Origin of the sequence: Finegoldia magna (assembly GCF_018371055.1) — a bacterium.
GTDB classification, from domain to species: Bacteria; Bacillota; Clostridia; order Tissierellales; family Peptoniphilaceae; genus Finegoldia; species Finegoldia magna_I.
The window spans coordinates 1-2084 of sequence record NZ_JAGYZD010000270.1 but is presented as its reverse complement, the minus strand read 5'-3'; the positions used below and the strand labels follow the sequence as shown (position 1 = coordinate 2084).

The following is a 2084-nucleotide window of genomic DNA, read 5'->3' as shown; positions in this document are numbered from 1 at the left end:
AATGAATGAATTTTTAGAAAATAGAAAATCAGTAAGAGATTTTAAATCAAAAAATCTTAGTGATTCAGATTTAAAAAAAGTTGAATCTATTATTTTTGAAATAAACAATTTAGCAAAGAAATACGACGTTAATTTTAAATTATACAAAGATGGTTCTGTGGTTTACAATGCTCTTGATGGAGAAGGTGGATACGAAGGAACTATGATTAAAGCTAACCATTATATCGCAATGGAAGCTGACAAGAATAACGAATTATCAATGATATTTGGTGCATTTTATTTTGAAAATTTAATCACAAAATTAGATACATTAAATATAGGAAGCTGCTGGGTGACTATATCTAACGCTTCAGAAGAATCCAAAAAATCAGCTTTTGGAGATAATTCTAATGTTGATTTCTTACTTGCTATGGGATATGCTCCAAATGAATTTGGATTTGGTAAGAAGAAATTTAGTTCAAGAATTGGTGTTGAAGAATTTGTTTGTGACAAATCACTTTCTACTCCAATCAATATAGATAAATTACAAAATTATGGTTTGGATGAGTTATTTAGTTATTTGAGATTTGCTCCTTCAACTAAAAACGAACAACCATGGAGATTTGTATTAAATGATGATGATTTTGATTTGTATATCAAGGATTACAAAGGAATAGAAAACTTAATAGATGCAGGGATCGTAATGTACTATTATACAGAATTAGCTAATTACAATAATATTGATGCAAATTGGACTGTAAAAGAAGAATTAAATGATAAAGACAATTGCAAATACATCGCATCAGTTAATTTTTAATTAAGAAAAAAAGCCTTTTGATAGGCTTTTTTAATACATAGCGTTATATTTGAAGGAGAATAATGAAATGAGAAAAAAGTACTTATTATTGATGTTAGTGGGTTGTTTAATTTTGGCTAGTTGTGCAAAAAATGAAAAACAAAATACTGAACAAAAAGAAGAGAAGAAAACAGTAGAAAAGACAAATAATGAAAACATAAGCTTATTTGCAGCGGCTTCATTAGAAGAATCATTAGCGAAAATTATTCCTGAATTTGAAAAAGAAAATAATGTTAAAGTTGATGTTAACTTAGCAAGTTCAGGAAAATTACAAAAACAAATCGAACAAAAAGCTCCTTGTGATGTTTTCGTTTCAGCAGGACAAAAACAAGTAAAAGCACTTGAAGAAAAAGAACTTGTAAAAGATTCAAAAAGTTTATTAAAAAACAAGTTAGTTATTGTTAAAAACAAAGAAACTGATGTTACAATTTCTAAAATTGAAGATTTGGAAAACATTAAAGGTAAAATTGCTGTAGCAGAATTGGAAACTGTTCCAGTAGGACAATATACAAAACAAAGTTTGACTCATTATAATTTAATGGATAAGCTTCAAGAAAAATTTGTATATGGTAAAAATGTTAAAGATACTTTGAGATTTGTTGACAGCAAGGAAGTTGAAGTAGGATTTGTATACTCTTCTGATGCTGTAACTGATGATAAGGTTGAAGTTGCTTATAATGTTGATGAAAGTTCTCACAAACCTATTATTTATCCAATAACTAAAACAACTTACTCTAAGAATACTGAAATGCAAAACAAATTATATGAATTCTTGCAAAACGAATTATCAACAAAATATTTCAAGGAAGCAGGTTTTGAATCTAGCGATGAATAATGATATTATGATGCCTATTATAATTTCATTGAAGGTATCCATAATCTCAACCATTATAACTTCTGTTTTATCTATATTTATTGCATGGATGATGGTAAAATTTAACAAGAAAAACGGTAGTGTTTTAGAGGCAATTATCACATTGCCTCTAGTTTTACCACCATCAATTTTGGGATACATACTTTTAATTGTAATAGGAAATAACGGATTAATTGGTAAAATTTTTTACGATAATTTTGGATGGAGCGTTATTTTTACATGGAAGGCGTGTGTCATAGCATCTGTAATAGTTTCGTTTCCGCTCATGTATCAAAACTGCAAAGCTTCATTTCAAAGTATTGATAAGAAAATTTTGAATGCAGCAAGAACAATGGGTGCTAGTGAATGGAAAATATTTTTCAGAATAGCAATTCC

The 2084-nt window shown here is 28.2% G+C and carries 3 protein-coding genes; all 3 read left to right on the top strand.

Annotation, left to right across the window (positions count from 1 at the left end; genetic code table 11):
* Nucleotide 1: 1 nt before the first annotated feature.
* Complete coding sequence (locus KHW44_RS08960; RefSeq protein WP_304068646.1) at nucleotides 2–796, top strand: nitroreductase family protein; 795 nt, start codon at nucleotides 2–4, stop codon at nucleotides 794–796.
* A 67-nt stretch (nucleotides 797–863) separates the two neighbouring features.
* Nucleotides 864–1670 (top strand): molybdate ABC transporter substrate-binding protein, encoded by an 807-nt coding sequence (gene modA / locus KHW44_RS08955; protein ID WP_304068643.1) that lies wholly within the window; start codon nucleotides 864–866, stop codon nucleotides 1668–1670.
* Nucleotides 1663–2084: molybdenum ABC transporter permease (locus KHW44_RS08950; RefSeq protein WP_304068640.1), on the top strand; the 422-nt coding region annotated here is incomplete at its 3' end. The genes modA and KHW44_RS08950, both read left to right, overlap by 8 nt.